The following is a 22848-nucleotide window of genomic DNA, read 5'->3' on the forward strand; positions in this document are numbered from 1 at the left end:
GGCACCAGCATGATCGTCGCTGAATCCATCGGCTTCGCCGCCACCCACACGATTACCAGCATCCTGTCGGACGTGCCCGGTTGCCGCGTCACCCACGGGTCGCAGAATTTCGAGACGGCGGGCCCGATCGGCAGCGGGTCGCAGACGCCCGAGGCCTTTGCCGCCAGCATGGCCGCCGCGGCCGAGGCGGGCGAACGGCCGATCGCGGTGCACACCAATTTCGACCCGCGGCGCCTGCGGCCCGCGTGCCGCGACAACGGCATCCGGTATGCCCTGCTGATCCGGGAACCCCGCGCTCAGGTGAACAGCTGCTACGCCTGGGCGGTGAACAAGGTGCTGGACGGCGACGATTCGACCATGCTCGTGGCGCTCAAGCTGGCGCTGCCGGTGTTGCCGCGCATCGGGGTCCGGGCGAGCCTGCCGAACCTGCTCTATGCCTACGCGATCAACCACGTCTGTTCGTTCAACCTCGTCGCGGTCGAGACCGGCGCGCAGGTGCTGCGGATGGAGGATCTGCTGTCGGACGTGGACAAGTTCCGCGCTGCCTTCGGCCTGCCGGACACCGTGCCGCTGGCGCATTTCGAGGGCGAGGAGCGGCGGCTGGCCTCGCACCGCGCCAAGGCAGGCGTCGACGCGGTGGCCGCGCCGGAGCGCGACCTCTTGCTGGAACGGTTCCCGGTGTCCGCGGGCGGCGCCGAACTGACCGTGCCGCAGATCACCGAGGTCCTGGGCTACGCCGCCTGATCCGCCCGGATCCGGTCGAGCACCGGGCGCAGGTAGGTCAGGAAGGTGTCGGGGTTCTCCGACATCGGGAAATGGCCCATGTCGGGCATGATCGTGACCTCGGTGCCAAGTGCTGCGGCCAGCGCCTGGCTGTCCTCGGGCCGGCAGGAAAAATCGTATTCCCCGGTCAGAAGGTGCAACGGGCAGGCCGTGAGGTCGATCCGCTCCAGTTCGGACCGCATGTCGCCCTCGGAGCCGCGGTAGAAATGCAGGTCGCCTTTGAAGATGCCCGGTCCGCCCTGCATGTAGTGCCAGCGGGTCTCGTCGACGTGATCGGCCGGAGAGGTGGGGGCCATCAGCGAATGGGCAAAGGCACCGCACATCCGGCCGCCGTGCACGTCGCCCCGATCCAGCCAGCCGGTGTCGTAGTAGGGATCGACATGGGCCGAGCTCTGCAGGCCGATCAGCGCGCGGAACCGCGCGGCGTGCCAGCGGGCCAGGTGCAGCACGATCCGCCCGCCGATCGAACAGCCCATGGCGACCGGGCGGTCGAGCTCGAAGGCGTCGCAGAAGGCGAGGATCTGGTCGACGTAGGCGCTGGCCGTCAGCGCGTAGTCGTCATCGACGGTGCCGGGGGCAGGCGAGGATTTGCCGTGGCGCGGCATGTCGAAGACCATGACGCGGAAGTGGCGGGTGACCTCGGGGTCGTTCAGCACCGCGCGGTACTGCCGCCCGTCGCTGCCGGCGGTGTGCAGGCAGACCAGCGGAATGCCTTCGCCCGCCTCTTCCCAGTAGAGGCGATGGCTCACCCCGGCGATATCGACATGGGCGTAGCGCCCGGTGATCGGTTCGATACGGGGCGCCATCATGCCACCTCCGGCCGGAGCGAGGCGAGCAGCCGCTTGATATACATGATGTTCTGCATCATCGGCAGCAGGTTGCCCTCGAACGCCATGCGGTCGTTGCGCAGGAGCGCGTAGATGTCGTGGTAGCCGGGGCGCGGCACGGGGGCGAGGAATTCGGCCCAGTCGGCGCGGGCGGCCGAGAGGCGCGTGTCCCAGCTGGGCGTGACATGCGGGCCGGGGATGCAGTCGGCCACCGCGCCGTCGCGGATGACGACCAGCGTGTCCTCGTCGCCCGCGCGCAGCATCAGCCGCATGTCGAGCCCGCGCGCCTGCGCCGCCAGCGGCGTGCCCGGCGCGGCGGTCCGCGTCAGATCGTTGAACATGGGAACCTCCCTTTCTCCTCCGGGCGGGAGTGTATCGCGGGCGCGGCACGGGGCGAGGGGAAATGCCGGGCGTTCACGGATGAGGCGGCGGCGCGCGCCGAATTCTCGCCACGGCCCCCTTCGCTCTTGGCGTGTGCTGCGCTATCGTGGGTGGCAAATCCGCCGAAAAGGCAGGGGCATGGGCAGGCAGTTCTTCACATTCATCGGCGCCGTGGCGCTGGCCGGGTGCATCGCCGCATCGGCGGTGGCACAGGGGTTCAACGGGCTGGCCCGGATCGAACCGGGCGCCAGCCGGATCGAGGACACGGGCGACGCGCTTGAAGTCTCCCTGGTGCTCAGCCAGGGCGTGCCGTGGCGGATCTACACGCTCGACGATCCGCGCCGCGCGGTGATCGATTTCCGCGAGGTCGACTGGACCGGCGTGGACAAGGCCGCGCTGCTGCATGCGGGGCTGGCGACGGATGTCAGGTTCGGCAGCTTCCGCCCCGGCTGGTCGCGGATGGTGATCGACCTTTCCGCGCCGCTGGCGCTGGACCGGGCCGGGTTGAAGCTGGACGCCGAAAGCGGGACCGCGCGGCTGACGGCGCGGTTTGCCCCGGTGGACGACGAAGGGTTTGCCGCACTCTCCGGCACGCCGGTCGATGACGGCGTCTGGCAGCCGCCCGCCGTGACCCCGCCCGCGCCGCGACAACGCGACGGCCTGCTGGTGGTGATCGACCCTGGCCATGGCGGGATCGATCCGGGCGCCGAACGCGAGGGGCTGACCGAGAAGCACCTGATGCTGACCTTCGCGCGGGAGCTGTCCGAGGCGCTGATCCGCGCCGGGGTCGAGGTGGTGATGACCCGCGCCGACGACAGCTTCGTCTCGCTCGAACGCCGGGTCGAGATCGCGCACGAGGTGGACGCGGACCTCTTCATCTCGCTGCATGCCGACGCGCTGTCCGAGGGGCGGGCACGTGGCGCGGTGGTCTACGCTCTGTCCGAGACGGCCACCGACGAGGCTTCGGCCAAGCTGGCGGAACGGCACGACCGCGACGACCTGCTGTCGGGGGTCGACCTGACCGGCAAGGACGACGAGGTGGCGGGCGTGCTGATGGACCTGGCCCGGATGGAAACGCAACCGCGCACGCTGCGGCTGGCCGGGGCGCTGGTGAAGGGGATGAAGGCCGCGGGCGCGCCGCTGAACTCGCACCCGCACCGGTCCGCGGGCTTTTCGGTGCTGAAGGCGCCCGACATTCCCTCGGTCCTGATCGAGGTCGGATTCCTGTCGGACGAGCGTGACCGCCGCAACCTCGCCGATCCGGCGTTCCGCGCGAATTTCGCCGCGGCGATCCGCGACGCGGTGGCCGCCTGGCGGATAGAGGATGCGGCGCTGGCGCGGCTGGTCCGGCAGTAGCGCGCCCCCGGGGTGTTGATCGCCGCGGCAAAACCGGGTCTGTTGCACGGGCTGGGGGAGGAGCGGTGATGCACGAGGCAAGTTACGACGACACTCCGAAATTCGGCCTGCCGCCGATCCACCGGGTCACCTTTGCGATGCTCGGCACGGCACTGCGCCGGGCGGTGCGCGACATGATCCGGGCGCCGTTCTACGGCATCCTCTTTGCATTGCCTTACGTGCTGATCGGCTGGGGCCTCGGCTGGATCACCTGGACCACCGGGCAGAGCTACTGGCTGATCTTTGCCGCCGTGTCGTTTCCCCTGATCGGACCCTTCGCCGCGGTCGGCCTTTACGAGGTGTCGCGGCGGATCGAGATCGGGCGCCCGCTGGTGCTGTCGGAGATCCTGACCGTCATCACCCGGCAGGGCGGACGCCAGTTGCCGTCGCTCTGTGCGATCATCGTGTTCCTGTTCCTGGTGTGGTTCTTCATCGGCCACATGATCTTTGCGCTCTTCATGGGCTTTTCGACGATGACCAACGTGTCCTCGTCCTTCGAGGTGTTCCTGACCCCGAACGGGCTGGCCATGCTGACGGTGGGGACCATCGTCGGCGCGGGCTTTGCCCTGCTGCTCTACATGATCACGGTGATCGCGCTGCCGCTCCTGCTGGACCGCGAGGTGGATTTCGTGACCGCGATGATCGTGTCCTTCACCACGGTCACGGTGAACCCGGTGCCGATGCTGGCCTGGGCGGCCTTCATCGTGGTGGTCACCTTCGTCGCGATGATCCCGTTCTTCCTGGGCCTCTTCATCGCGCTGCCGCTCCTCGGCCACGCGACCTGGCATCTCTATGACCAGGTCGCGGGCGAGGGCACTCAGTAGTCGCGTTCGTAGTAGAGGCCGATCGAGGTGTCGCCGTCGTTGTTCACCTTGCCGCTGGCCCGCACGTTGTCGGTCAGGTCGAGGTTGATCGACACGGTGCTCTGCCCGGTGCTGGTCACCTCGACATCGGCATAGACGTTTTCCGAGATGTAGGCCCCGGCGCGGATGGCCGTGCCGCCGTCCTCGGTCTGGGTGATGTCCAGATCGTCGAGGCCGAAGGTGTCGCGGATCGAGCCGACGACGCCGCCCTCGGCGTTCCCGGTCAGCACCGCGATGCTGTAGGCCAGGCTCGCCGCCTGCACGGTCGACAGTTCCGAGATGTCGCGGCCGAAGAAGAGCTGTGCCAGCACTTCGTCCTCGGGCAGGGCGGGGTTTGAGGCAAAGCTGACCTCGGGCGCGGTGAGCGACCCGGCGATGGTGATGTCGATCAGGTACTCGTCGCTGGTGGTTTCGGCCACCAGGCGGATCACCGGATCGAAGCTGCCGGCAAAGGCGATGTAGCCCTCGGTCAGGTCGAACCGCTTGCGCAGCACGTCGAGCCGGCCGCGCACGAGGTCGAACTGGCCGACCGGACGCGGATCGCCCGCAACGCCGCCGATGTTGATTTCGCCCCTGAGCTCGGCGTCGAGGCCGCGGCCGCGGACAAAGATCGAACTCGTCGGTGCGGATGGTGACGTTCAGCCCGAGCGAGGTGACGCCGCCGCCCGATCCGCCGCCGCTGCTGCCGTCATCGACGAGCCCGGCCCGCACGCGGGTGACGTAACTGGGCCGCGGTTCGGCGACATGGGTCATGTCCGGGATCGGTTCGATCCCGCCCAGCCCGCCCGAGGGGATGCGCACCTCGGTCTGGGTGAGGCCGATGGCGCCGGTGATCTGCCCGTTGCCCATGATCGGGCCGTTCACCGCGATGTCGCCGTTCAGCACGGTCGAGACGAGGCCCGGGCGTTCGACCCGGACATTGCGGATCGCCGCGTCGATGTTGGCCGAGAACGGGCTGCTCAGCGCGATCGGCCCCTGCACCGTGACGGACCCGCCGCCCATCGTGCCGTTCATGTTGACGTTGGCCTGGCCGTTGCTCAGCCCGATGGTGCCGTTGATCCGCTCCATCACAAGCTGCAGGTTCGGCAGGACAAGCTGCCCGCCCTGGATCGTGACCGTGCCCGACAGCGCGTCGAGGCCCGGCTGCCCGGCCATGCGCAGGTCGAACTGCGCCTGTCCGGTCAGGGACCGCGGGTTAATGAACCCGTTGGCCAATGCCAGCGGCGCGCTGCCGGTGATCGACAGGTCCACGCCGCCGTCCGGCATAAGCACCTGGCCGGTGACGCGGGCGGTGGTGTTGCCCGCGCCCTGCAGGGTGACATCGACCGTGGTGCTGTCGCCCGACCGGGCCAGGCTGCCGTCAAGCGTCAGCGGGCCGCTCAGCCCGTTGGTGACGATGCCGACATCCGACAGGCGGGCCGAGAAGTCCATGTCGATCGCGCCGTCGGCCACCGTGCCGCTGGCGCTGGCGGTCAGCGCGCTGCCGGTGAAGCTGAAGCTGTCGAGCTGGACGTTGCCGCCCTCGACAACCGCGCTGGCCGAGATGGTGCTCTGGCCGTTCAGCAGGCCATCGACTGCGGGCGTGCCGATGCCGATGTCCTGGCCGGTGGCGTTCAGGGTGATGTCATAGGCCTCGCCCTGCTGGGCGACCGCGCCGGTGAACTGCAGCGGCCCGGCCTGTCCGCCGGTGAAGATCGCGGTGTTGTTCAGCTGCCCGCCGATATCGAGCGCCAGCGGCGACAGCCCGCCCGAGACGTTGAGGGTGATCTGCGGGTTCGACAGCGTCGCCTCCTGCAGCTCCATCGTCTCGCCGGTAGTCAGGACCACGGTCAGGTCGGTGGTGCCGGCAAACAGCGGATCGACCGAGGGATTGCCGATGCCCATGTCGGTGCCTTCGCCGTCCAGGGCGATGCGGTAGGCGCCGGGCTGGGTCTCGACGATCTCGGCGGTGACGCTGACCGGTCCGGCCTCGCCGCCGGTGAAGGCGGCAGAGTTGCGCAGGGTGGCGTTGGCGTCGATCCGGCGCTGGCCCGCGGTCAGGTCGCCCTGGGCGGTGATCTCGACCTCGTCGGTCGCGATGCGGGCGCTTTCCAGCTGGACCTCGCCGCCCCCCGCGAAGAGCGCGTAGGAGAAGGTGGCGCCGCCGGTCAGCAGCCGGTCAAGCGGCGCGATCCCGGTGACGAGGTCCTGCCCGCCGCCGATGCCGGTGACGTGCAGGCCGTCTGCGCGCATCTCGAGCGTGCCGTCCAGCGTGACGGGTCCGCCCTCGGCACCGGTGAAGATGCCGGAATTGGCCAGCTCGACGTTGTACGCGATCTCGCCCGAGGCGTTGGCGAGCGTGCCCGAGGCGGTGCCGGTGATCTGGTCGTTCGAAAGCTCGAGCGTGGTGATCTCGAGCCCCTCGGTCGTGCGCGAGGCGTCGACGGTCAGGGTGGTCGGCGGCGACAGCAGCGGGTCGAGCGCAGGCACCCCGATTGAGAGGCCGTCGGCATTGCCCTGCGCCTCGATATCGAAGGTGCCGCCGACGAGGTCGGCGCTGACTTGCATCGACAACTCGGTCGCGCCGCTCAGGTCGGTGCCGGCCAGCGGGGCAAAGGCCGAAAGGTCATCGGCCTGTGCCTGCAGGTCGGCGTCGAGCAGCACGGTGCCCTCGCCGCGCGCGATCTCGATGTCGCCGCTGGCGGAATAGCTTTCGCCGGTGATCTGGAGGCCCTCGATGCGGATAGGTTCGTCCCCGGCCCAGGTGATGCGGGCCTGCCCGGTGATCTGCGGGCCGAGGGCCTGGGCGATCGCCGGGTCGTCCGCCGAGAGACCGCTGGCGTCGAAGGTCACGTCGCCGGCAAAGGACGGGGCCGCGCCGATGGCGATGGAGCCGTCGAGGCCCAGCGTGACCTCTTCGGCGGTGTAGCCCGGCATTTCGAGGTCGGTGATCACGAAGGTCCCGTCGACCTGGTCGCCCGCCGCCGCGTCATAACGGACGTCGAGGGTGGTTGCCGCGACCGAGAGGTCGGTGCCGAACGGCAGTTCGACCCGCCCGCCGTCCTGCGGGGCGACGCGGCCGGTGACGTTGAACGCCTCGGGATGGCCGTCGGCGTTGATCTGGGCGCCGCCGTTCAAGGTCAGTTCCGCCGCCGAGAGATCGAAGTTGTCGAGGCTTAGCGCGCCGTCGGCAGACCGCGTGCCCTGCGCCTGCAGCGACACGTCGGGGCCGAAGAAGTCATGATACTCGGTCAGCACCAGCGCGGTGATGTCGCCGCCGATGTCGACGTCGAAGGCCAGGTTGCCGTCGCCGTCGCCCTGCAAGGTGACAGCCCCCGCCAGCCGCTGTTCGCCGTCGGTGAGCAGGTTCATCTCGGCCCGGTAATCGTCGAGCGGGCCGGTGCCCTGGATCGTCAGGTCGACCGAGGGTAGGCCGGGCAGGTCCAGGAGCCGCGCGGCGATGCCGCCCTCGGGCTCGGTGAGCGCGACATTGACCGCAAGCGTCCGGTCGCGCGGTTCATAGGCCAGGTCGAGCGTCAGGTTCCCCGGCGCGTCCAGCCGGTCCACCGCGACGTCCACGTCCATCCCGCCATCGGCCAGTTGCGCGCTGCCCTTGACCGAGAATTCCACCGCCTCGCCGATGATGTCGGGGCCGAGGTCGACGGTGCCGATCTCGAAGTTGTCGATCCGGATCGCGACCCGCAGGTCGGGCACCTTGAAGCCCGAGGCGGCGGGGGCGGGCGCCTCGTCCTCGGCCGCTCCGGTGTCGGGCAGGCGCGAGATGGTCAGCGATTCCGCCGACAGGTTGGTGACCCTGAGCGTGCCGGTGAAGAGGGCCCGTCGGCTCCAGTCCAGCTGCACGTTGCGCAGGTCGAGCCAGACGCCCTGGTCGTCGGCGATGGTCAACTGGTCGAGCGTGGCGCTGGTGAAGACGCCGCCCTCGAACCCGACGATCCGCACCTCTCGACTGGCATCCGACAGCGAGCGTTCGATCATGCGGACGATGAAGCCCTCGCCGTCGTCCTCGTTCGCGTCCTGCGCGGTGGCCGGCAGCGCGAGCGCGATGAGAGCGGTGAGGGTCAGGAGGATACGCTTGAGTTGGGTCATCAGAGTATGGGTCATCAGAAGGCCTGCCCGATCCCGACGTAGACGCCCCAGCCGCTTTCGCCGCTGATCGGCACCGCGACGTCGAAGCGGATCGGCCCGATCGGGGTATAGTACCGGCCGCCGATGCCCGCGCCCGCGTGGTCGTCACCGCCCGAGAAGTCGTTGCTGGCGCTGACGTAGCCATAGTCGACAAAGGCCACGGCGCCGATGGTGTCGGTGATCTTGGCGCGCAATTCGGCCGAGACGCCGACAAAGCTCTGCCCGCCGACGTCTTCGCCGCCGATGGTGCCGCCACCGAGCGACTGGTAATCCTGGCCCCGCACGGTGCCGCCGCCGCCCGAGAAGAACAGGAAGTCCGGCGGCGTGCCCTCGAGAGACGCGCCCTGCACGTTGCCGATCTGCAGCCGCCCGGCGAGGGTGAAGCGATCGCTGCCAAGCGGGACATAGCCGCGAAGGTCACCGTAGAGCCGCACCCCGGTCTCGGACCCCGAGACGCCGATGAAGGGCGTCGCGTTGAGGTCGGCATAGTAGCCGCGCGTCGGGTCGAGTTGATCGTTCCGGCGGTCGTAGGTCACGTCGCCCCGGCCGAGGATGTGGTAGAACTCGCGTTCGCCATAGGCGTCGTCCACGGTCGAGAACCGGAAACCGCCCGCCAGTGTCCCCGAGAGGTATTCGTTGAAGTAGCGGTGCACCCCGACGGTCGCCTCCGCGAGGTCGGAGGTGTAGCTGGGTTCGTCCAGGTGTTCGAGCTTGATGTTGAACTGCAGCTCGTTGTCGGGCGCGAGGAAGGCGGGACGGCCCAGTTGCAGCGTCACGCTGTAGTCGACGCCGCTCGACGATCCGCCAAGCCCGCCCGAGGTGCCGCCGATGCCCGCCACGTCACCGTCGATGCGCAGCCGTTCCGCCCCGCCAAAGATGTTGCGGTGCATCCAGTAGGCGTTGAGCGCGAGGCCGTCGATGTTGCTGAGCTCCACGCCGAAGCCGAAGCGGCGGGGCAGCGTGTCCTCAACATCGACGATCATGTCGAGCGTGCCGTCGGGGTTGGGGGTCTCCGCCTCTTCGACCACGGCCGATCGGAAGGCGCCGGTCTCGCGCAGGCGGCGCTGCGCGTCGCGTACCTCCTGCGGAGAGAACTGTTCGCCCGAGGGGATGCCGGCGATGGCCAGGATACGCTCGGCCCGGACGTTGCTGTCGCGGCTCTGCTGGGTCAGGACCGAGCGGCCGAAGACCAGGTAGGGCCCCGGCGCCAGCCCGATGCGCGAGCGCACGCTGTTGTTGCGGTGGTCGGCGGTGATGTCCTGGTCCGACACCTCGGCCTTGGCGTGGCCGGCCTCGCGCCAGTCATCGACGCCCTGGTTGGCCGCCTCGCGGATGATCGGGGTGGTCGCCACCTCGCCCCGCGCATAGCCGTCGACGGGGCGGATGCCCTGCGGCAGCGGGGTCAGGCCGGCCTCGGAAAACCGGAAGAGCGGGCCGGGCGCGACCTCGATCACGATGCGGTCGACGCGCGGGGTCCGGCGCAGGGCCGACACCTCGGACGCCTCGCGCCCGTCGACCTTGATCGAGACGTAGCCGCCGAAGTAGCCGTATTCGTAGAGCACGCCGACCATCCGGGCGTAGTCGGCCTGTGCGCTGGCAATCAGTTCCTGCGGATCGACGGTGCCTTCCTCGACCGCCTGGATCGCGCGGGACTTGCTTTCCAGCGAACTGCGCAGGTCGGACGGGGCGGTCGGGGCCACCAGGGTCGCTTCGGTGGCAAGCGCCGCGAGCGGGGCCAGGAACAGGGCCGCCAGCGCGGCAAGTAACGTGCAAATCATTGGGGGCAGACGGCCTTGCTGAAAAAGTGCGTGAACATGACCCGACGATAGCATTTTGGCAGGCCCTGACCAGTCGCGCGGGCAGAATTGATCACCCTTCGCGGGCGTATGCCGATCGCCCGGCGGCGGGCCGGGGTCAGAGCGCGGCGTATTCCGAGGTGATCGAGGCGGCGTCGTAGCGCAGCGGGGCCGCGCCCTGCAGCCGCCAGACCTGCGCGGTGCCGCCTGCCAGCAGGTCGAGCGCCGTCGCCGTGTCGCAGACCGCGCCGCCATAGAGCCGGTTGGCGAGGTTCAGGATCGCCGCCTCGTGCATGGTGGCGGTGCCGCTGCCGCAGGCGTCCTTGACCAGCAGTACCCGGATGCCGCGCTGGATCGCGTCGCGCACGGTGGCCGATACGCAGGCCTCGGTCCAGACGCCGCAGATCACCAGCCACTCCGGCTGGTCCAGCAGGTGGTCGAGGAAGGCGGCGTCGGTGAAGCAGCTGAGGTCGTTCTTGTAGAACACCATCTCGCCCTCACCCGGGCGCACCTCATTGCAGATCTCGGTCAGGCTGCCGCCGGGGGCCGAGAAGGCGGGGCTGCCGTCGCTTTCCACCGGCTCGAACGGGCGCGGCGGCACGCGGCTGAAATCGCGCAGGTAGGCGGCGTGCAGCACCAGCGTTCCGGCCATCCGCGCGGCGGCCAGAAGGCGGGCGCAGGCGGTCAGGACCGCGTCGTAGCCGTCGACGAGGTAGCGGGGATCGGCGCGGTGTTCCTCCTGCAGGTCGATGAGGAGGAGCGCGGTGCGCTCGCGCGGCAGGGTCAGGGGCTGGTGCATGGCGATTCCACGTCTGGTCCGGACCGATCATGGAACGCCCGTGCCACATACGGATAGAGCGGAGGCGACCGCGTTGACCCGCTGGGCGACACGCTGTCTGAATGCTGGGCAGAACGGAGGGTGGCGATGGCGATCCCGGTGCATGAAGAGCTGCGCGGCGGCCTTGACCTGCCGACGATCCGGCTGGGGGACGACGTGCTCGAGTCGATCCGCCAGGCGCGGCGGGACGATGTGCTGCCGGTGGGGCCGCTGCCGGGCGTAACCTTCGAGGAACGGTTCGTTCCGGGGCCGGAGGGCGCGCCCGAGGTCCGGGTGCTTGTCTACAGTCCCGAGGCGGCGGGGCAGGACCGTCCGGCGATCATCCACTTCCACGGCGGCGGGCTGGTGATCGGCCTGCCCGAGATGGGCCACGCCCGCAACGGGGAGCTGGTGCGCGAACTGGGCTGCGTCGCGGTGTCGGTCGATTACCGCAAGGCGCCCGAGGCGCCGTTTCCCGCCGGGCCCGAGGATGGCTGGGCCGCGCTGCAGTGGATGCGGGGCGCGGCCGGCGACCTGGGGATCGACCCCACCCGGATCGCCATACTGGGCGAAAGCGCGGGCGGCTGCATGGCGGCGACGCTGGCAAGGCTGGCGCGCGACCGGGGCGGGCCGCCTCCGGTGCTGCAGGCGCTGGTCTACCCGATGCTGGACGACCGCACCGGTCTGACCACCGTGGACGCGCCGGACGACGCGCCGGTCTGGACCTCGCATTCCAACCGCTACGGTTGGAGCGCCTACTTGGGCGTGCCCTCCGGCAGCGCCGTCGTCCCCGAGGGGGCAGTGCCCGCGCGGGTTGCGGACCTGTCGGGCCTGCCGCCCGCGTGGATCGGGGTGGGCTCCATCGACCTCTTCGCTGCCGAGAACCTCGACTATGCCCGCCGGCTGCTGCAGGCGGGCGTCGATTGCGAATTCCTGATGGTGCCGGGGGCCTACCACGCGTTCCAGAAACGGGTGCCCGAGGCACCCGTGTCGCTAGCGTTCGAGGCGAGTTGCATGGCAGCGCTCCGGCGGGCGCTGACCGGCTAGGCCTCAGCCGACGCCGGTTTCGTCCAGCAGGCCGCGCCGCTTGGCTTCGTAGTAGTAGCCGCGGGCGTACCACTGCACGGCGGTCTTTTCGCTGCCGTCCGACACCATCCAGGCGCCGCGCAGGTACTTCACCGCGTACTTGAGGTTGGTTTCCGCGTCGAGCAGGTCGCCGGGGCGTCCCTGGAAGCCCATCGACCGGGCGGTCGCGGGCAGGATCTGCATCAGGCCGTAGTAGGGCCCGTTGCGGGCCTCGGGGCGATGCGTGCTTTCGCGGATGATGACACGCTGCACCAGCGTGACGGGCACTTCGTATTCATCGGCGTACTTGACGATGAGTTCGCGCAGCTCCGGCGTCTCGTTCGGATAGAGCGGCGTCTGGAACGCCGCGCGCTGCTGGGGCTGGGTGCCGCTGCATGCGGCGATCGGTGCCATGAGGGCGGCGATGAGAAGAAAGCGTCGTCCTGCGGATGCTCTCATTGAACTGCCTGTCCAGTTGTTTTTTTCTCCGTAGCCGGACAGGCGCGGTCTGGCCAGCATTTCGATTCCGCATGCGCGGGCGATTGCCGATCAGTCAAAGATCCCCGCGACCCGGCCGACCAGCATGAAGGCGCGCGCGGTGCGCGTGTCGCCCAGGTCGGTGAGGTCGCTGTCGGAGGCGGTCGGCTCGAAATTCTGCACCATCCGGTCGAAGAGCCGCAGGAAATGATGCGCCGCGTCGCGGAAGATCGGGTCCTGCTTCATCCGCCCCGCCGTGAGCGCGAGGGAGGAGCGGTCGCGGATGCCGCCAAGCGCCGCGATCGGTTTGCCGCGCACGCCCTCGGCAAAGCTGCGCCAGACCTCGGGCCGGGCCATGTCGGGGCGCAGGTCGTCCATGTAGATTCCGTCCTGGCTGAGCAGGGTCAGCACGTCCTGCGCGGCCTGGATCAGCTGCGCGGCCTGCCGGTCCTTGAGCGCGCGGCGCAGCGCGGCAAAGCCTTCCTCGTCCTCGGCGGTCTCGGGGAAGTTCAGGGCGCGGATGAAATCCTCGCGCGCGAGCGGCGGCGCCATGTCCTCGGCCGTGGTGCCGAGGGGCAGGGGGGCCTGGTCGTCGGTGATCGCCAGCGCCGGCAGCGGCGCGACGGGGCGTTCCCGGTCGCGCGAGGAGTGGAACGTGGCGAGCGTGGTTTCCGTCTTGCGGGTGGCGGCCGCGATCTCGTCCAGCTTCTTGCTGACCGAAGGCTCGGTCGCGGCACTCTGCCGCTGCGCCTGGGTGACATAGGCGTGGCGGATCGCGTCGATGGCCGCCTGCAGCCGCGAACTTTCCTCGCGCATCACGCGGGCCGACCGCGCGGCGGTCGCCGCGACCCAGATCATCGCCACCGGCAGGAAGATCGCCAGCAGCGTCATCATGAAGCGCAGCGCGTCGAAACCGGCGCCCGCGACCTCGGGGTCGCCGCCGCCGAGCACGACGAAGAACAGCACCGACCCGACCAGCCACAGGCCGGACAAGGTCAGCGCGATCACCTCGGTCGAGGTCATGCGGCTTGGCGCCGGGCGGTCATAGATGCCCAGGGGCGTGGGGCGAGACTGGGAGTTTTCGGTCATGCACGTCTCATCTGATCCTGTCGGGGGGCCAGATAGGCCCCGCCGGATCTATTTATAGACGATTTCCAGAATTTCGTAGGATCTCTCTCCGCCCGGTGTGCGGACTTCCACCGAGTCGCCCTCATCCTTGCCGATTAGCGCCCGCGCGATCGGCGACTTGATGTTCAGCAGGCCGGCCTCGATGTTGGCCTCGTGCTCGCCGACGATCTGCCAGGTCTTTTCCTCGTCGGTGTCCTCGTCCACGACCTTGACGGTCGCGCCGAACTTGACCGAACCGGACAGCGATTTCGGGTCGATCACCTCGGCCAGGCCGATCACGCCCTCGAGCTCTTTGATCCGGCCTTCGATGAAGCTCTGCTTTTCGCGCGCGGAATGGTACTCGGCGTTCTCCGACAGGTCGCCGTGTTCGCGTGCCTCGGCGATGGCCTTGATGATTGCCGGACGTTCCACGCTCTTCAGCTGCTTCAGCTCGGCGTTGAGCTTGTCGAAGCCGGTGCGGGTCATCGGTATCTTTTCCATCGGCGTACTTCCTCGGGGTAATGACAGCAGGGGCCCCGTGTGAGGCCCCTGTTGCCGGATTCATCCGTCGGAATACCTGACAGGAACAGGCTGGCGAATGCAAGGAAAAGTGGTGGCGGTGACAGGGCGCGGGCGGTACGCGGCCGAGCCATCCGACCGGGTGGACGCCCCGGCGCTCAGCCCTGGTGCGAGGCGACTTCCCATTCGATTCCATCGCTGTCGGCAAAGTAGAACCGCCGCCCCGGCGCATAGCTGCCGTGGTTGACCGGAACGAAACCGGCGGCCTTCACCCGCGCCTCCACCGCGTCGATATCCTCGTCGGTGAAGACCGCGAGGTGGTTCAGCATGCCGAGCGTGTGGTAGGGCCGCGCGGTGCCCTGCGGCTTGTCGCGGTAACGGAACAAGGCCACGTAGGCGTCGTCGGTCCCGACATGCACGGTGTAGCCGGTCTGCATGCCCGGCCCTTCCCAGCGGATGGTCCAGCCAAAGACATCGCCGAGCCACGCGGCGGTGGCCTGCGGGTCGGAAACGGTGATGTTGGCGTGTTCGAGGCGGATGGTCATTTCGGGTCTCCCTTCGTGTGTTGCTCCTGCCTACGACCTCAAGTTAACTCGAGATCAAGAGATTTTTCCGGAGGGACTGATGAAGGACGGTCTGCCGATCGGATACGTGGCCGAACGCACGGGGCTCGCCGTGTCTGCGATCCGGCACTACGAGGCCGAGGGGCTGGTGAAGGCCTGGCGCAACGCGGGCGGGCAGCGGCGGTTCGAGCGGTCGGACATCCGCCGCATCTCGTTCGTGATGATCGCGCAGAAGCTGGGCTTCACCCTGTCCGAGATCCGCGCCCAGCTGGACCTGCTGCCCAAGGGCCGGACCCCCACGGCGGCCGACTGGCGCCGCCTGTCGGAAACCTACCGCGCCGAGTTGGACGCCCGGATCGCCACGCTGATGCAGCTGCGCGACGACCTTGACGGGTGCATCGGATGCGGCTGCCTGTCGCTGACCCAGTGTCGCCTGCACAACCCCGAGGACCGGCTGGCGGCCGAGGGGCCGGGCCCCCGGAAGATGCCCGTGACCTTGGCCAAGGATATGCAATGACGCCGCGTTCCCGGGAAATCCTGTGCCGTGCGGCCATATTGCACTAATCTCATGATTGACCGTTCGGCAGGGAACGGTCTATCTGCCTGCGCAACATTATTACAAAATCGCCACCCGAGGAGGGGAAGCCGGAATGTCCGACGTCGAACGCGAAGCCATGGAATATGATGTGGTCATCGTGGGGGCTGGCCCTGCAGGCCTGTCCGCGGCGATCCGCCTGAAGCAGCTCGACGCCGATCTGTCCGTCGTCGTTCTGGAGAAGGGTTCCGAAGTGGGCGCGCACATCCTGTCGGGCGCCGTGCTGGACCCGTCGGGCCTCGATGCGTTGATCCCGGACTGGAAGGAAAAGGGCGCGCCGCTCAACACCCCGGTGGAAAAGGACAACTTCTACATCATGGGTGAGGCGGGGCATATCCGCGTCCCCAACTTCCCGATGCCGCCGCTGATGAACAACCACGGCAACTACATCGTCTCGATGGGCAACGTCTGCCGCTGGATGGCCGAGCAGGCCGAGGCCCTGGGCGTCGAGATCTTCCCGGGCATGGCCGCGTCCGAGCTGGTCTATGACGGCGACCGGGTGAAGGGCGTCGTCGCCGGCGTCTTCGGGCTGGAGCCCGATGGCTCCTACGGGCCGAACACCGAGCCGGGGATGGAGCTGCACGGCAAGTACGTCTTCATCTGCGAAGGCGTGCGCGGGTCGCTCGCCAAGGAGCTGATCGCGAAATACGACCTCTCCAAGGGCAAGGAGCCGCAGAAGTTCGGCCTCGGCATGAAGGAGATCTGGGAGATCGACCCCGCCAAGCACAAGGAGGGGACCGTCACCCACACGATGGGCTGGCCCCTCGGCGGCAACGCGGGCGGCGGGTCGTTCATCTACCACGCCGAGAACAACCAGATCTTCATCGGCTTCGTGGTGCACCTGAACTACAAGAACCCGCACCTCTTCCCCTACATGGAATTCCAGCGCTTCAAGCACCACCCGATGGTCGCGGAGCTGCTGGAAGGCGGCAAGCGCGTGGCCTACGGCGCCCGCGCGATCACCGAGGGCGGCTACCAGTCAATGCCCAAGATGGTGGTGCCGGGCGCGGCGCTGCTCGGCTGTTCGGTCGGCATGGTCAACGTGCCGCGCATCAAGGGCAACCACAACGCGATGCTCTCGGGCAAGGCCGCGGCCGAGGCCGCCCATGCCGCGCTCCAGGCGGGCCGCGAGGGCGACGAGCTGTCGGATTACGAAACCGAGGTGCGTGAAGGCGCCATCGGCAAGGATCTGAAGAAGGTCCGCAACGTGAAGCCGATGTGGTCGAAGTGGGGCCTGACGGCGAGCCTGGCCTTTGGCGGGTTCGACATGTGGACCAACACGCTGGGCTTCTCGCTCTTCGGCACGCTGGGGCATGGCAAGACCGACGCTGCCGCGACCGAACCGGCCGACAAGCACAAGGTGATCGACTACCCGAGGCCGGACGGCAAGCTCAGCTTCGACCGTCTGACCAACGTCTCGTTCTCGATGACCAACCACGAGGAGAGCCAGCCGGCGCACCTCAAGCTGAAGGACCCCGAGGTTCCGGTGAAGATCGACCTGCCGGTCTACGCTGGTCCGTCGCAGCGCTACTGCCCGGCGGGTGTCTACGAGTTCACGCAGGAAGAGGGGCAGGAGCCGAAGTTCGTCATCAACTTCCAGAACTGTGTCCACTGCAAGACCTGCGACATCAAGGACCCGCCGCAGAACATCAACTGGACCACGCCGCAGGGCGGCGACGGCCCGAATTATCCGAATATGTGATCAATCCAGCGCCAAACGGCGGATGGTTGCGAAATTGTGATGCCGCGGCACCGGGTGGGGCCGCGGCATTATTGCCTTGCGGGGAAGGTCCGGTTACGCTCTGCCGACGGACAAGGAGAGGGAACGGCATGGCATCGAAACGGATCCGGGCGCTTCTGGCCTCGGCGGCGATTCTGGCAACCACCGCACCGGTCCTGGCGCAGGGCGCGTCGGGCGACTACCTGGCAGCGCGTTCGGCGCGGATGGCCAGCGATTACCGCGCGGCGGTGCACTACTACATCCGTGCCCTCGGTGCCGATCCGAAGAACCCCCAGATGCTGGAAGGCGCGGCGCTGTCCGAACTGTCGCTCGGCCAGCTCGACAAGGCGGTGACCATCGCGCAGCGGATGGACGACAACGACATCCGCAGCCAGATCGCCAGCATGATCCTGATCGCCGACGACGTGGCCGCCGACCGCTGGCAGTCCGTGCTCGACCGGGTCCGTGACGACCGGGGCGTCGGCCCGCTGGTCGACGGCCTGCTGGTCGCGTGGGCCCATGTCGGCCGCGGCGACATGACCGCCGCCCTTGCGGCCTTCGACGCGGTCGAGGAACAGCGCGGCCTGCGCGGCTTCGCGCTCTACCACCGGTCCCTCGCGCTCGCCATGGTGGGCGACTACGAGGCGGCCGAGGCGATCTACATGGACGAGTCCGAGGGCCCGCTGCAGATGACCCGCCGCGGCGCGATGGCCCGGATCGAGGTGCTCAGCCAGCTTGACCAGCAGGACAAGGCGCTGGCGCTTCTGGAAAAGCTCTTCGGCACCGAACTTGACCCTGCGCTGGCCGAGATGAAAGCGCGGCTCGAGGCCGGCGAAGAGCTCGAGTTCACCCACGTCCGCACCGCGGCCGACGGCGTGTCCGAGATCTTCTATTCCGTCGCCGCCGCCCTGCGCGGCGAGGCGTCTTACGACTACACGCTGCTCTATGCCCGCACGGCCGAGTACCTGCGCCGCGACCACATCGATGCGCTGCTGCTCTCGGCCGAGCTGCTCGAGGACCTGCACCGCCCGGCGCTGGCGGTCGAGGCCTATCGCCGCGTGCCGCGCGACAACCCGGCCTTCCACGCCGCCGAACTGGGCCGCGCCGCCGCACTGCGCGCCGCCGGCAAGGACGATGCCGCGATCGAGGTGCTGGCGCAGTTGGCCGAAACCCACGGCGAGATGCCGATCGTTCACGCGACGCTGGGGGACTTCCAGCGCGGCATGAAGAACTTCGAAGAGGCCGTGCGCGCCTACGATGCCGCCCTCGGGCTCTACGACGACAGCGACGGCGCCCGCTGGTTCGCCTTCTACGCGCGCGGCATCTGCCACGAGAGGATGGGCGACTGGGACGCGTCCGAGGCCGATTTCCGCGCGGCGCTGGCGCTGAACCCGGACCAGCCGCAGGTGCTGAACTACCTCGGCTACTCGCTGGTCGAAGCCGACGAGAACCTCGACGAGGCGCTCGACATGATCGAACGCGCCGCCAAGGCACGGCCCGACAGCGGCTACATCATCGACAGCCTCGGCTGGGCGCTCTACCGCCTCGGCCGCTACGAGGAGGCGGTCGGCCACATGGAGCGCGCGACCGAGCTGATGCCGGTCGACCCGGTGGTCAACGACCACCTCGGCGACGTCTACTGGGCCGTCGGGCGCGAGATGGAGGCGCAGTTCCAGTGGCAGCGTGCGCTGTCCTTCGACCCCGAGGAAGACGACGCCACCCGCATCCGCAGCAAGCTCAAGGTCGGGCTCGACGCGGTGCTGGCGCAGGAAGGCGCGGAGCCGCTGACCGTGGCACGTGGCGACCGCTGAGGTCGCGGCGGTCGCGGCCTTCGCGCCCGCCAAGGTCAACCTTGCCCTGCACGTGACCGGCCGCCGTGACGACGGCTATCACCTGCTGGATTCCCTTGTCGTCTTTGCCGATGTCGGTGACCGGCTGCGCGTCTCGCTGGCTGACGTGCCGTCGCTGACCGTGGCCGGGCCACGCGGCGCGGGCATTCCCACGGGGCCCGGGAACCTCTGCCTGCGGGCCGCCGCCTTCTTCGGGGCCAGTGCCCGGATCACGCTGGAAAAGAACCTGCCGGCCGAGGCGGGGATCGGCGGCGGGTCCTCGGACGCGGCCGCCGTCCTGCGGGCCCTCGCGCAGCTCACCGGCCGCACCATCCCGCCGGGGGCCGAGGCGCTTGGCGCGGACGTGCCGGTCTGCATCCCCGCCGTCGCCACCCGAATGCGCGGGATCGGAGAGGTGCTGACACCGGTGCCGGATCTGCCGCCGCTCGCCGCCGTGCTTGTGAACCCCGGCGTTTCGGTGCCCACGCCCGAGATCTTTCGCCGCCTGCAGGTCCGCGACACACCGCCGCTGCCCGACATCCCCGCGTTGCCCGATGCCGCCGCCGTGGCCGGCTACCTCAAGGCCACGCGGAACGACCTGGAACCGCCCGCGCGCGCCGCCGCCCCGGTGATCGGAGAGGTGGTGGCGGCGCTCGACGGCCAGCCGGGCTGCCTGCTGGCCCGCATGTCGGGGTCGGGGGCGACGTGCTTCGGGCTCTACCCGGATCCGGACGCGGCGGGTCTGGCGGCGCGTGCCATCGCCGAGGCGCGGCCGGAGTGGTGGGTCACGCCGACGATCCTGCGGTGAGGGGCGGGCGGCGGTGCGTGCGAGCACACACCCTACGGAGGTGGAGTGCTGGATTGCCCTAAAGGGGCGGCGGGTCTGACCGCGTGGGCCATCGCCGGGGCATGGCCGGAGTGCTGGGTCACGCCGACGATCTTGCGGTAAGGGAGGCCGTGGTGCGTGCAAGCACGCACCCTACGGAGGTGAGGTGGTCGCCTGTCTCAAAAGGCCGGCGTAGGGTGCGTGCTCGCACGCACCGCCCCACACCCCGACCCGCACGCTACCACATCGAGGCCTTCGCCCGCTCCGGCCATTCGCGGTCGTAGCTTTCGCCGCCGACCTCGCCATCGGTCATCTCGGCCAGCATCTCGCCCACGGTCGGCAGCCCGGCGCTTTCGTCGCCCGAGGTCCAGGTCCGGGCCCGCATCAGGGCGCGGGCGCATTGCGAATAGACCTCGGCGATCTCGATCACCACGACGGTGCGGGGCAGCTTGCCCTTGAACTCGAACCGCGCGCGCAGGGCCGCGTCGGCGGTCACCCGGCCGGTGCCGTTCACCCGGATCACGTTGTTCGACCCTGGCACCATGAACATCAGCGACATCCGCCCGTCGCGGACGATGTTGCGCAGGGTGTCGATCCGGTTGTTGCCGTTCCAGTCGGGCAGGGCGAGCGTCTTTTCGTCGAGCTCCAGCACCACCGGGCCATCGTCGCCGCGCGGTGAGCCGTCGGTCCCCTCAGGCCCCACGGTCGAGACCATGCAGAGGCGCGAGGCCATGATCCACTTGCGGTAGGCCGGGGTCAGCCGGTCTGCCACCTTGCGCGTCGCGGCCGCCCCGGGCGTGCCGTACTGCGCCTCGAGCGCGTCAATCGTCGTGATGAAGTCCATAGGGGTCGAAGCCTCCTTCCCGCATCAGCGCGTCCGAGCGGGTTTCGATCTCGGTTTCCAGTTTCGTCATGAAATGCTTGCGGTCCAGCCCCGGCGCGATGGCGGGCAGAAACTCCACCACCGCCAGCCCCGGCTTGCGCATGATGCCCCGGCGCGGCCAGAAGATGCCGACGTTGGTGGCGGCGGGCACGCAGGTCTGGTGGAGTTCGTGGTAGAGCACGGCCGCGCCGATCTTGTAGTCGCGGTGCTGGCCGGGCGCGACGCGGGTGCCCTGCGGAAAGATGATCAACTGGCCCGGCGGGGCGGTGCCCGCGGTCACACCTTCCATCATCTGGCGGATCGCCTCGGCCCGGCGGCCGCGGTCGATGGGCACGCAGCCGATCTTCATCGCGTACCAGCCCAGGAAAGGGGTGTAGCGCAGGATCGACTTCATCACGAACTTGGGGGCCGGGCAGGCGTTCACGATGATCAGGATGTCGAGAAAGCTCTGGTGCTTGGAACAGATCAGCACCTCGCCGGTCGGAACCTCGCCGCGCACCTCGGACCGCAGGCCGACGATCCAGCGGGCCAGGAACAGCGTCCAGCGGGTGTAGAGGTGGATCGAGATCTGCGCGCCGTCCTTGCGCAGCAGCGCCAGCGGGAAGAGGGCGATCGCCATCACCGCCATCGAGACGTACATCAGCACGATGAAGATCAGCGAAAGGATCCACTGGATGGGTCCGCGTCTCATGTCATCTCTCCCAGCCGGCGGCGAGCGGCACTGCGGGTGGCCCAGAACGCGACCATGGCGGCCGCGGGCGGCAGGACCAGCGGCCAGAGCCAGCCCAGCCCCTGGAAGCCCAGGCCGGTGAGGAACCCACCCTCGGCTTGCGCGGGCGGCAGCACCAGGATCGCGATCAGCCCGCAGACCATGCCGATCAGCGCCCCCATGAGGGCCCGCAGGGTGAACCGGCGGACGAAGGCGCGGGTGATATAGCTGTCCTGCGCCCCGACCAGCCGCAGCACGGCGATCACCTGGGTGTTGGCGGCCAGCGCCGCCTGCGCGGCCAGCGTGATCATCGCGGCCATCGCCGCGCCGATCAGCACGATGGACAGCAGTCCCAGCAACCGCAGGCGCGAGGCGGCGGTCACCAGCGGACGACGCCAGCGGGTGTGGTCGTCGAGCACCGCGCCCGGCACCTCGGCCTGGAGGCGCAGGCGCAGCCCGGCGGCGTCGTAGCCGGTGTCATTCTCGACGATCTCGACCAGTTGCGGGATCGGCAGCTTGTCCACCGGCACGTCGGGCCCGAACCACGGCGCAAGAAGCGCCTGCTGTTCCTCCGCGCCGAGCGCGCGGGCCGTCGCCACGCCTTCGGTCGTTTCCAGCACGCGCAGGGCGGCCGCGGTCTGGGCGTCGATCTGTTCCGCCGGGGCCGAGATCCTGAGGGTCGAGGTGCGCGCCAGCTCGGACGACCAGCGATCGGCCAGCCGCCCGGTCGCCAGCGACAGCGCCAGCGCAAAGACGGCGAGGAAGGTCATCACCGCGGCCGAGAACAGCGTCAGGTTCGCGGTGTAGCCCGTCGGCGGCACCACCCGGTCGGCCTGCGTGTCGCCGGCGAGCGTGGTGATGATGCGATCGGTCAGCGCGCTCACAGGTCCGCCCCCGCCAGTTGCACCCGGCGCTGCGCGATGCGCAGGACACGGGCCTGCACCTGCGCCTTGGCCGCGCGGATCAGGCCGAGGTCGTGGGTCGCGACCAGCACGGTCTTGCCCATGCGGTTCAGCTCCACCAGCAGGGTCAGCAGGCGCTGCGACATCTCCCAGTCCACGTTGCCGGTGGGTTCGTCGGCCAGGATCACGTCGGGCGACATGATGATGGCGCGGGCAAGCGCGGCGCGTTGGCGCTCGCCGCCCGACAGTTCGGGCGGGCGGGCATGCGCCCGGCTCGACAGCCCGACCCAGGCCAGAAGGTCCTTGAGGTTTGCCTGCTCCTTCAGCGCGTCCCGGCCCGAGACGACCAGCGGCAGCGCCACGTTTTCCGAGATCGGCAGGTGGTCGAGGAACTGGCAATCCTGATGCACGACGCCGATCCGGCGCCGGGCCAGCGCGATGCCGTCGCGGTCCATCTCGCGCACGTCCTTGCCGAAAAGCGTCGCGCGTCCGGCGGTCGGCACGAGCGCGCCGTAGCAGAGCTTGAGAAAGGTCGTCTTGCCCGCGCCCGAGGGGCCGGTGAGGAAATGGAACGAGCCCGGGGCGAGCTTCAGCGACACGTCGCTGATCAGTTCGCCGCCGCCATAGGAATAGGCCACGTTCTCAAGCTCGATCACGGAAACACGC

At 69.1% G+C, this 22848-nt stretch carries 25 protein-coding genes; 12 read left to right on the forward strand and 13 right to left on the reverse strand.

Going from position 1 to position 22848, the window contains the following annotated elements; genetic code table 11:
- The first annotated feature begins 9 nt into the window (after positions 1 to 9).
- Complete coding sequence (locus ACE2AC_RS18285; RefSeq protein WP_375688979.1) at positions 10 to 744, forward strand: hypothetical protein; 735 nt, start codon at positions 10 to 12, stop codon at positions 742 to 744.
- On the opposite strand, the gene ACE2AC_RS18290 is transcribed toward ACE2AC_RS18285, so the two are convergent.
- Positions 732 to 1589, reverse strand: a complete 858-nt coding sequence (locus ACE2AC_RS18290) for an alpha/beta fold hydrolase (protein ID WP_375688981.1) — start codon at positions 1587 to 1589, stop codon at positions 732 to 734. The genes ACE2AC_RS18285 and ACE2AC_RS18290 overlap by 13 nt on opposite strands.
- Complete coding sequence (locus tag ACE2AC_RS18295) at positions 1589 to 1951, reverse strand: hypothetical protein (RefSeq protein WP_375688983.1); 363 nt, start codon at positions 1949 to 1951, stop codon at positions 1589 to 1591. Before ACE2AC_RS18295 ends, ACE2AC_RS18290 begins: the two co-directional genes overlap by 1 nt.
- Before the next feature lie 178 nt (positions 1952 to 2129).
- On the opposite strand from ACE2AC_RS18295, the gene ACE2AC_RS18300 reads away from it, so the two are divergent.
- Positions 2130 to 3347, forward strand: a complete 1218-nt coding sequence (locus ACE2AC_RS18300; protein WP_375688985.1) for an N-acetylmuramoyl-L-alanine amidase — start codon at positions 2130 to 2132, stop codon at positions 3345 to 3347.
- A gap of 68 nt (positions 3348 to 3415) precedes the next feature.
- Positions 3416 to 4210, forward strand: a complete 795-nt coding sequence (locus ACE2AC_RS18305; RefSeq protein WP_375688986.1) for a DUF2189 domain-containing protein — start codon at positions 3416 to 3418, stop codon at positions 4208 to 4210.
- Here ACE2AC_RS18305 and ACE2AC_RS18310 read toward each other — a convergent pair.
- Positions 4204 to 4860, reverse strand: a complete 657-nt coding sequence (locus tag ACE2AC_RS18310; protein ID WP_375692135.1) for a translocation/assembly module TamB domain-containing protein — start codon at positions 4858 to 4860, stop codon at positions 4204 to 4206. The two genes, ACE2AC_RS18305 and ACE2AC_RS18310, sit on opposite strands and share 7 nt — an antisense overlap.
- On the opposite strand from ACE2AC_RS18310, the gene ACE2AC_RS18315 reads away from it, so the two are divergent.
- The 4 genes from ACE2AC_RS18315 (at position 4808) to ACE2AC_RS18330 (ending at position 8377) form a co-directional block, all read left to right on the forward strand.
- Positions 4808 to 6727 carry a hypothetical protein gene (locus ACE2AC_RS18315; RefSeq protein WP_375688988.1) on the forward strand — a complete coding sequence of 640 codons (1920 nt, stop codon included), beginning with the start codon at positions 4808 to 4810 and terminating at the stop codon, positions 6725 to 6727. The genes ACE2AC_RS18310 and ACE2AC_RS18315 overlap by 53 nt on opposite strands.
- A gap of 63 nt (positions 6728 to 6790) precedes the next feature.
- Entirely contained in the window at positions 6791 to 7408 is a 618-nt protein-coding gene (locus ACE2AC_RS18320) for a hypothetical protein (RefSeq protein ID WP_375688990.1), read from the forward strand.
- Between the two features lie 60 nt (positions 7409 to 7468).
- Positions 7469 to 7660, forward strand: a complete 192-nt coding sequence (locus ACE2AC_RS18325) for a hypothetical protein (protein WP_375688992.1) — start codon at positions 7469 to 7471, stop codon at positions 7658 to 7660.
- A gap of 168 nt (positions 7661 to 7828) precedes the next feature.
- A complete protein-coding gene (locus ACE2AC_RS18330) occupies positions 7829 to 8377 on the forward strand; it encodes a hypothetical protein (protein ID WP_375688994.1) in 549 nt (182 codons plus the stop codon).
- On the opposite strand, the gene ACE2AC_RS18335 is transcribed toward ACE2AC_RS18330, so the two are convergent.
- Together ACE2AC_RS18335 and ACE2AC_RS18340 are read right to left on the reverse strand one after the other, a co-directional pair.
- The gene (locus tag ACE2AC_RS18335) at positions 8350 to 10152 is read right to left on the reverse strand and encodes an autotransporter assembly complex family protein (protein WP_375688996.1); all 1803 of its coding nucleotides are present in this window, start codon (positions 10150 to 10152) and stop codon (positions 8350 to 8352) included. The two genes, ACE2AC_RS18330 and ACE2AC_RS18335, sit on opposite strands and share 28 nt — an antisense overlap.
- Before the next feature lie 136 nt (positions 10153 to 10288).
- Positions 10289 to 10969, reverse strand: coding sequence for an isochorismatase family protein (locus ACE2AC_RS18340; protein WP_375688998.1), 681 nt, complete (start codon positions 10967 to 10969; stop codon positions 10289 to 10291).
- Positions 10970 to 11095: 126 nt separating this feature from the next.
- Here ACE2AC_RS18340 and ACE2AC_RS18345 point away from each other — a divergent pair, with 126 nt between their 5' ends.
- Positions 11096 to 12034, forward strand: coding sequence for an alpha/beta hydrolase (locus ACE2AC_RS18345; protein ID WP_375689000.1), 939 nt, complete (start codon positions 11096 to 11098; stop codon positions 12032 to 12034).
- Between the two features lie 3 nt (positions 12035 to 12037).
- On the opposite strand, the gene ACE2AC_RS18350 is transcribed toward ACE2AC_RS18345, so the two are convergent.
- The 4 genes from ACE2AC_RS18350 to ACE2AC_RS18365 all read right to left on the reverse strand — a co-directional run bounded on the left by ACE2AC_RS18350 (position 12038) and on the right by ACE2AC_RS18365 (position 14700).
- Entirely contained in the window at positions 12038 to 12466 is a 429-nt protein-coding gene (locus tag ACE2AC_RS18350) for a transglycosylase SLT domain-containing protein (RefSeq protein WP_375689001.1), read from the reverse strand.
- Positions 12467 to 12601: 135 nt separating this feature from the next.
- Complete coding sequence (locus ACE2AC_RS18355) at positions 12602 to 13618, reverse strand: hypothetical protein (RefSeq protein ID WP_375689003.1); 1017 nt, start codon at positions 13616 to 13618, stop codon at positions 12602 to 12604.
- Positions 13619 to 13666: 48 nt separating this feature from the next.
- On the reverse strand, positions 13667 to 14137 hold the full coding sequence (gene greA, locus ACE2AC_RS18360; protein ID WP_375689005.1) for a transcription elongation factor GreA: 471 nt from the start codon (positions 14135 to 14137) through the stop codon (positions 13667 to 13669).
- A 176-nt stretch (positions 14138 to 14313) separates the two neighbouring features.
- Positions 14314 to 14700 carry a VOC family protein gene (locus ACE2AC_RS18365; RefSeq protein ID WP_375689006.1) on the reverse strand — a complete coding sequence of 129 codons (387 nt, stop codon included), beginning with the start codon at positions 14698 to 14700 and terminating at the stop codon, positions 14314 to 14316.
- A gap of 79 nt (positions 14701 to 14779) precedes the next feature.
- Here ACE2AC_RS18365 and soxR point away from each other — a divergent pair, with 79 nt between their 5' ends.
- The 4 genes from soxR to ACE2AC_RS18385 all read left to right on the forward strand — a co-directional run bounded on the left by soxR (position 14780) and on the right by ACE2AC_RS18385 (position 19670).
- Complete coding sequence (soxR, locus tag ACE2AC_RS18370; protein WP_375689008.1) at positions 14780 to 15235, forward strand: redox-sensitive transcriptional activator SoxR; 456 nt, start codon at positions 14780 to 14782, stop codon at positions 15233 to 15235.
- 133 nt (positions 15236 to 15368) lie between these two features.
- Positions 15369 to 17015, forward strand: coding sequence for an electron transfer flavoprotein-ubiquinone oxidoreductase (locus ACE2AC_RS18375; RefSeq protein ID WP_375689010.1), 1647 nt, complete (start codon positions 15369 to 15371; stop codon positions 17013 to 17015).
- A gap of 128 nt (positions 17016 to 17143) precedes the next feature.
- Positions 17144 to 18844 carry a tetratricopeptide repeat protein gene (locus ACE2AC_RS18380; RefSeq protein WP_375689012.1) on the forward strand — a complete coding sequence of 567 codons (1701 nt, stop codon included), beginning with the start codon at positions 17144 to 17146 and terminating at the stop codon, positions 18842 to 18844.
- Positions 18831 to 19670, forward strand: a complete 840-nt coding sequence (locus tag ACE2AC_RS18385; RefSeq protein WP_375689014.1) for a 4-(cytidine 5'-diphospho)-2-C-methyl-D-erythritol kinase — start codon at positions 18831 to 18833, stop codon at positions 19668 to 19670. The genes ACE2AC_RS18380 and ACE2AC_RS18385 overlap by 14 nt, the downstream gene beginning before the upstream one ends.
- 256 nt (positions 19671 to 19926) lie before the next feature.
- On the opposite strand, the gene ACE2AC_RS18390 is transcribed toward ACE2AC_RS18385, so the two are convergent.
- From ACE2AC_RS18390 to ACE2AC_RS18405, 4 genes are read right to left on the reverse strand one after another with little or no spacing between them, the layout of a single operon-like run.
- Positions 19927 to 20532, reverse strand: coding sequence for a pyridoxamine 5'-phosphate oxidase family protein (locus tag ACE2AC_RS18390; protein ID WP_375689016.1), 606 nt, complete (start codon positions 20530 to 20532; stop codon positions 19927 to 19929).
- Positions 20510 to 21262 carry a lysophospholipid acyltransferase family protein gene (locus tag ACE2AC_RS18395; RefSeq protein WP_375689018.1) on the reverse strand — a complete coding sequence of 251 codons (753 nt, stop codon included), beginning with the start codon at positions 21260 to 21262 and terminating at the stop codon, positions 20510 to 20512. The genes ACE2AC_RS18390 and ACE2AC_RS18395 overlap by 23 nt, the downstream gene beginning before the upstream one ends.
- Positions 21259 to 22164 (reverse strand): cell division protein FtsX, encoded by a 906-nt coding sequence (locus ACE2AC_RS18400; protein WP_375689019.1) that lies wholly within the window; start codon positions 22162 to 22164, stop codon positions 21259 to 21261. The genes ACE2AC_RS18395 and ACE2AC_RS18400 overlap by 4 nt, the downstream gene beginning before the upstream one ends.
- A complete protein-coding gene (locus ACE2AC_RS18405; RefSeq protein WP_375689021.1) occupies positions 22161 to 22838 on the reverse strand; it encodes a cell division ATP-binding protein FtsE in 678 nt (225 codons plus the stop codon). The genes ACE2AC_RS18400 and ACE2AC_RS18405 overlap by 4 nt, the downstream gene beginning before the upstream one ends.
- Positions 22839 to 22848: the final 10 nt, after the last annotated feature.

Source organism: Pseudooceanicola sp. LIPI14-2-Ac024, assembly GCF_042188925.1.
Classification (GTDB): domain Bacteria; phylum Pseudomonadota; class Alphaproteobacteria; order Rhodobacterales; family Rhodobacteraceae; genus Pseudooceanicola.

Bases quoted from the DNA above. Each gene is read 5' to 3' on its own strand.
- ACE2AC_RS18285 (WP_375688979.1), top strand. From the start codon at position 10: ATGATCGTCGCTGAATCCATCGGCTTCGCCGCCACCCACACGATTACC.
- ACE2AC_RS18290 (WP_375688981.1), bottom strand. From the start codon at position 1,589: ATGGCGCCCCGTATCGAACCGATCACCGGGCGCTACGCCCATGTCGAT.
- ACE2AC_RS18295 (WP_375688983.1), bottom strand. From the start codon at position 1,951: ATGTTCAACGATCTGACGCGGACCGCCGCGCCGGGCACGCCGCTGGCG.
- ACE2AC_RS18300 (WP_375688985.1), top strand. From the start codon at position 2,130: ATGGGCAGGCAGTTCTTCACATTCATCGGCGCCGTGGCGCTGGCCGGG.
- ACE2AC_RS18305 (WP_375688986.1), top strand. From the start codon at position 3,416: ATGCACGAGGCAAGTTACGACGACACTCCGAAATTCGGCCTGCCGCCG.
- ACE2AC_RS18315 (WP_375688988.1), top strand. From the start codon at position 4,808: ATGTTGATTTCGCCCCTGAGCTCGGCGTCGAGGCCGCGGCCGCGGACA.
- ACE2AC_RS18325 (WP_375688992.1), top strand. From the start codon at position 7,469: ATGATACTCGGTCAGCACCAGCGCGGTGATGTCGCCGCCGATGTCGAC.
- ACE2AC_RS18335 (WP_375688996.1), bottom strand. From the start codon at position 10,152: ATGATTTGCACGTTACTTGCCGCGCTGGCGGCCCTGTTCCTGGCCCCG.
- ACE2AC_RS18340 (WP_375688998.1), bottom strand. From the start codon at position 10,969: ATGCACCAGCCCCTGACCCTGCCGCGCGAGCGCACCGCGCTCCTCCTC.
- ACE2AC_RS18345 (WP_375689000.1), top strand. From the start codon at position 11,096: ATGGCGATCCCGGTGCATGAAGAGCTGCGCGGCGGCCTTGACCTGCCG.
- ACE2AC_RS18350 (WP_375689001.1), bottom strand. From the start codon at position 12,466: ATGGCACCGATCGCCGCATGCAGCGGCACCCAGCCCCAGCAGCGCGCG.
- ACE2AC_RS18355 (WP_375689003.1), bottom strand. From the start codon at position 13,618: ATGACCGAAAACTCCCAGTCTCGCCCCACGCCCCTGGGCATCTATGAC.
- greA (WP_375689005.1), bottom strand. From the start codon at position 14,137: ATGGAAAAGATACCGATGACCCGCACCGGCTTCGACAAGCTCAACGCC.
- ACE2AC_RS18365 (WP_375689006.1), bottom strand. From the start codon at position 14,700: ATGACCATCCGCCTCGAACACGCCAACATCACCGTTTCCGACCCGCAG.
- soxR (WP_375689008.1), top strand. From the start codon at position 14,780: ATGAAGGACGGTCTGCCGATCGGATACGTGGCCGAACGCACGGGGCTC.
- ACE2AC_RS18375 (WP_375689010.1), top strand. From the start codon at position 15,369: ATGTCCGACGTCGAACGCGAAGCCATGGAATATGATGTGGTCATCGTG.
- ACE2AC_RS18380 (WP_375689012.1), top strand. From the start codon at position 17,144: ATGGCATCGAAACGGATCCGGGCGCTTCTGGCCTCGGCGGCGATTCTG.
- ACE2AC_RS18390 (WP_375689016.1), bottom strand. From the start codon at position 20,532: ATGGACTTCATCACGACGATTGACGCGCTCGAGGCGCAGTACGGCACG.
- ACE2AC_RS18395 (WP_375689018.1), bottom strand. From the start codon at position 21,262: ATGAGACGCGGACCCATCCAGTGGATCCTTTCGCTGATCTTCATCGTG.